Source organism: Ferroglobus sp., from assembly GCF_015521575.1.
Lineage (GTDB): Archaea > Halobacteriota > Archaeoglobi > Archaeoglobales > Archaeoglobaceae > Ferroglobus.
Window position 1 is genome coordinate 1 of sequence record NZ_WANY01000022.1, and the last position, 4,113, is coordinate 4,113.

At 46.8% G+C, this 4,113-nt stretch carries 6 protein-coding genes; all 6 read right to left on the reverse strand.

The annotated features are described in order from the left end of the window. On the reverse strand, positions 1 to 683 hold a 683-nt coding region (locus tag F7C14_RS00850; RefSeq protein WP_290898728.1), incomplete at its 3' end, for a 50S ribosomal protein L2. A 10-nt stretch (positions 684 to 693) separates the two neighbouring features. Continuing rightward, positions 694 to 942 carry a 50S ribosomal protein L23 gene (locus F7C14_RS00855; protein ID WP_012965640.1) on the reverse strand — a complete coding sequence of 83 codons (249 nt, stop codon included), beginning with the start codon at positions 940 to 942 and terminating at the stop codon, positions 694 to 696. Beyond that, positions 939 to 1,694, reverse strand: a complete 756-nt coding sequence (gene rpl4p, locus F7C14_RS00860) for a 50S ribosomal protein L4 (protein ID WP_290898739.1) — start codon at positions 1,692 to 1,694, stop codon at positions 939 to 941. The genes F7C14_RS00855 and rpl4p overlap by 4 nt, the downstream gene beginning before the upstream one ends. A gap of 5 nt (positions 1,695 to 1,699) precedes the next feature. After that, positions 1,700 to 2,689 (reverse strand): 50S ribosomal protein L3, encoded by a 990-nt coding sequence (locus F7C14_RS00865; RefSeq protein ID WP_290898746.1) that lies wholly within the window; start codon positions 2,687 to 2,689, stop codon positions 1,700 to 1,702. Then, entirely contained in the window at positions 2,689 to 3,444 is a 756-nt protein-coding gene (locus F7C14_RS00870) for a putative RNA uridine N3 methyltransferase (protein ID WP_290898750.1), read from the reverse strand. Before F7C14_RS00870 ends, F7C14_RS00865 begins: the two co-directional genes overlap by 1 nt. Positions 3,445 to 3,491: 47 nt before the next feature. Further along, a partial coding sequence (locus tag F7C14_RS00875; RefSeq protein WP_290898755.1) for an aminotransferase class III-fold pyridoxal phosphate-dependent enzyme occupies positions 3,492 to 4,113 on the reverse strand: 622 nt, incomplete at its 5' end.

The window sequence follows — 4,113 nt, forward strand, 5'->3', positions numbered from 1 at the left end:
ATACTACCAACCTTCCTACCCGGAGGAGCGTTCCTACTAACAGTCTTCGGCCTACCAACATGCTGGTGCTTTCCACCTCCAAAGGGGTGGTCGACAGCGTTCATAGCAACTCCTCTAACGCGAGGCCATTTAGCGGCTTTACTCTTCATCTTGTGGTACTTCTTTCCGGCTTTAACGAAAGGTTTATCAGTTCTTCCTCCTCCGGCTACGACTCCAATCATCGCCCTACACTTAGGATCGAGCCACTTCATCTTTCCGCTCGGTAACTGAACGAGAACCCTATCCTCCTCGTGGGCAACAACAAATCCGAAAGTACCGCTTGCTCTCGCAAACCTTCCTCCATCAAAAGGCACGTTCTCTATATTGCAGATGGGGACACCTTCGGGAATGTTCTTAAGGTACGTTATATTTCCGGGCTTAATCTCCACGTTTTCCCCGGCTTCTATTATGTCCCCGGTGCCGATTCCTTCTACAGCCAAAACGTAGCCTTTGCTCCCGTCTTCAAATTTAACCAAAGCGAGAGGACCGTTTCTTGCGGGATCGTGAACGATGTCTATAACTTCCGCCCTAACCACATCTTCTTTGAAAGGAATGTGCTTAGCTTCAGCTTTATACTTGTGAGAGGGAGCAGTGTAAGTCGGCGTTCCTTTTCCACGGTTTTGGGAAATAATCCTCTTACCCATTTACATCACCTCAGAACACACCCAGCTTTGATAAGAGTTCTTCAGCTGAATATTCTGGCTTCAACTTGATGTAAGCCTTCTTCTCGCCTTTCGGAGTTATCAACGTATTCACTCTTTCCACTTCTACTCCGAAGAGTTTCTCAAAATCCTTTTTTATCTCCTTCTTATTCGCCCTTATGTCCACTATAGCCGTTACTATGTTTTTCTCAAGGAGTGAAACGCTCTTTTCGGTTATCAGGAAGCACTTAATCTTTCTCATAATCTCTCCCCCAGCTGAGCTATCGCAGATTTTGTATAGACGGTCAACCTACCTGCATGCCCTCCGGGAGCTAAAAGCTCCACGTTAAGGTCTTTAGCCAGAACAACGTCAACTCCAGCCAAGTTCTTAGCAGCTTTCATAGCGTCGCAAACTCTACTTACGACAACAAGAACGCTCTTCTTAATTTTAAATCTCCTTCCCCTCATCTTACCTTTTCCGGCTCTGTACCTCTTTCTTTCCTTAGCCCTCTCAACATCGGCGTAAACACCAATTGCTTTGAAAACTTCTACTATCTCCTTCGTCTTCTTCAGCTCTTCAAACTCGTCCACAACTATCTTTGGCAGCTCGCCCTCAAAAACGTGGTTTCTCGCTCTCACGATTTCCTCATTTATCGTGGCTGCCAAAGCAGATCTTAAAGCCTTTCTCATCTCTTTTTTATTTATCTTCTCAGCCCACTTCTTCTGCACCTTTGGAGGATGCGCTCTCCTACCTCCAACAGCCTGAGGGACGACAACAGCTCTCCTTCCAAGCTTCCATCTTGGGACTCTCGCATAGCCGTAGCCGGGTCCCCAGTTTTCCCATGCGTAGTCAGTTCCGGCTAAAGGATTAGGTCCGTAGGGCTGTCTTCTGTGGCTTTGAATAGCGTGAACAGCTTTTCTTATTATGTCCGGTCTGAACTCCTCGCTAAATGCGGCTGGCAGCTCGATCTCTTCGACGACTTCTCCGGTTAAGCTGTAAACCTTAGCTTTCATCACGATCACCTACCTTGCTTCGAGCTTTTGCTAATGTACAGAATGTTTACTCCCTCATACACAGCCTGAGGAGGTCTTATCGCATCCCTCATTCTAACGAGCCTCTTCACACTTCCCGGAACGCTTCCGGAAACGAGGACGTAGTCTGATCTAACCAAACCGTAGTGCAAGAATCCGCCTTCCGGATTTATGTCCTCTCCATTTGTTCCGATTTTCAGAATTCTCTTGTTGTACTCCGTTCTTTGGTGGAATCCCATTTGACCGGCTTGAGGAACTGTCCACCTCACCCTGTGCGGATGCCAAGGTCCAAGAGTTCCAACTCTCCTATGCTTGCTGCTTCTCGCATGCTTTGCGTCGAGCGTAATTACTCCCCACCTCTTCACAGGCCCCTGGAATCCCTTCCCTTTGGTTATGCTCAAGACATCGATAAACGCCCCTTCCTTGAAAACCTCGTTAATTCTAACTTCTTTTCCTAATTTTTCTATGGCGTAATTTAAAGCAGCCTCAACATCTCCCCCGACTTTCTGCTCCATAACATCCGGCACTTTCTTCGGAACTCCGGTAATCAAGTAGGGCTGCGTGTACGTTATAACTCTAACCTCTGCAATATCTTCGATTTCCTTCAGCCTGTCAACATCTCCCTTCTTCTTAGGAAGCTGGATCCTTCTTGAGAGATAGCTGTCCAGTTCGTCAGTCCAAACCTCTCCGGCTATTTGCAATCCGTAGACGGTTTTTCTGTAAACCCTTATCCCCATAACTTTCATCGGCGGAGTTTCAAGAACAGTAACCGGAACCATTATCTCTTCGCCGTAAGTTGGAGAGTTCTTTCTGTCGTCTATCATTATTACGTGGGTCATTCCGGCTTTGTAACCGGCGAAACCAAGCAACTTTGGCTCGTCGCAATCTGGCCAGCTTCTAATTCTTGGGATTATACTACTCGCTCTCTTTCTTGGAGAGAATCCGAGGGAACCCCTTCTTGGTCTGTGGTACTTCATCAATACACCTCCCTAATGAAATTGATTACAGAGAGACAACTAATCACAGCCTCCTCTACCCTCACGCTTCTCACTCCTTGTTTCGGAATCATGTTCCACATCTTGGCTTCGAATTCTAATCCCAGCATGTCCGCAATCTCCTTTACCTCTTTACTTGGACTTCCAAATATGAGCAGGTTCACTTTTTTCATCTCATCTACACTTGGGTAGTACCCGAGTTTGGAAGTTACCACTGCATCCTCCCTTTTCAGCAGCTTTTTCAAGCTGCACTTCTCAACTTTGAAGCCCCAATACTCCTCGGGCTTCGCCTCTTCCACCACCAACGGATTCGTCGAACAGACCCTGACGGTCACGCGGGCCCCCTTTCGAGCCTTTCCCCGAAAGAGGGCCAGGGCTTTCATTCCTATATCAGCCCACGCGGTGCCGTCAGCAACTTTGACGATTACCCCCTCTCTGATTTCACCGACTTTTAAATGTTTCGGCTTATGGGAAGGAATCTGGAGAGGCTGCAAAACTCCTGCATATCTTAGCTTCTCGCTTCTTGGGAAAAGATGCTTCCTTAGATACTGCGGGGTTTCCATATATCTTAAAATCTCGGAGATAAAATCCGAATCGTCTCTGCTCGGATCTTTATAGATGTAGATCTTCTCAACTCTGAAAATAGCAGCAGCTCTCCCGATTATTCCCACTTTAAACGTCTTTATCTTCTCATCGCTTTCGTTCTCAAGGATCGAGGAAGGAATGGCTATCTCCATCTCCACGAAATTTTGAAGGAGGTTTAAAAAACGTATCTAAGAAAAGGTTACACGTCAATTCGCTTCAAAACCTCGAAAGCTGAGTTCACGAACTCTTCTAATTCCTTTTCACCGTGTTTGGCTGAGAGGTGACACCTTTTTAGTGGGTTTGGCGTGAAAAAGATGCCCCTTTTCCTCATCTCCGCCGCGAAAACCTTGAACTTCTCCCTGTCGATACCTACCACTGAAGAGTAATCCACTACATCTCCTTCGGCAAATTGAATTGCGAAGATGGATTTGTATCCAACGACCCTCGCTTTTGTCTCCGTATCTTCTATGACATCCTTAACCGCTTTTCTGTACTCTTCTCCAAGCTTAGAGATGTATTCCACAACTTTTTCCCTTTCGAGGACCTCTATTGTCTTCTTCACAGCCGCAAGGGACGCTGGGTGACCGCTGTACGTTCCAGAAACGAGAACCCCATTATGCACAAGCGACATTATCTCCCCCTTTCCGACTATCGCCGCCACCGGATACCCGTTTCCCATCGATTTTCCTATCGTGGTTAAATCCGGGATTACTCCGAATTCCTCCTGAACTCCGTGGATGTTGTGTCTGAAGGCGGTTATTATCTCGTCGAAGATTAAAACTGATCCATAACTTTTAGTCTCCCTTCTTAAGCTCTTCAGA

Bases quoted from the DNA above. Each gene is read 5' to 3' on its own strand.
- F7C14_RS00855 (WP_012965640.1), bottom strand. From the start codon at position 942: ATGAGAAAGATTAAGTGCTTCCTGATAACCGAAAAGAGCGTTTCACTC.
- rpl4p (WP_290898739.1), bottom strand. From the start codon at position 1,694: ATGAAAGCTAAGGTTTACAGCTTAACCGGAGAAGTCGTCGAAGAGATC.
- F7C14_RS00865 (WP_290898746.1), bottom strand. From the start codon at position 2,689: ATGAAGTACCACAGACCAAGAAGGGGTTCCCTCGGATTCTCTCCAAGA.
- F7C14_RS00870 (WP_290898750.1), bottom strand. From the start codon at position 3,444: ATGGAGATAGCCATTCCTTCCTCGATCCTTGAGAACGAAAGCGATGAG.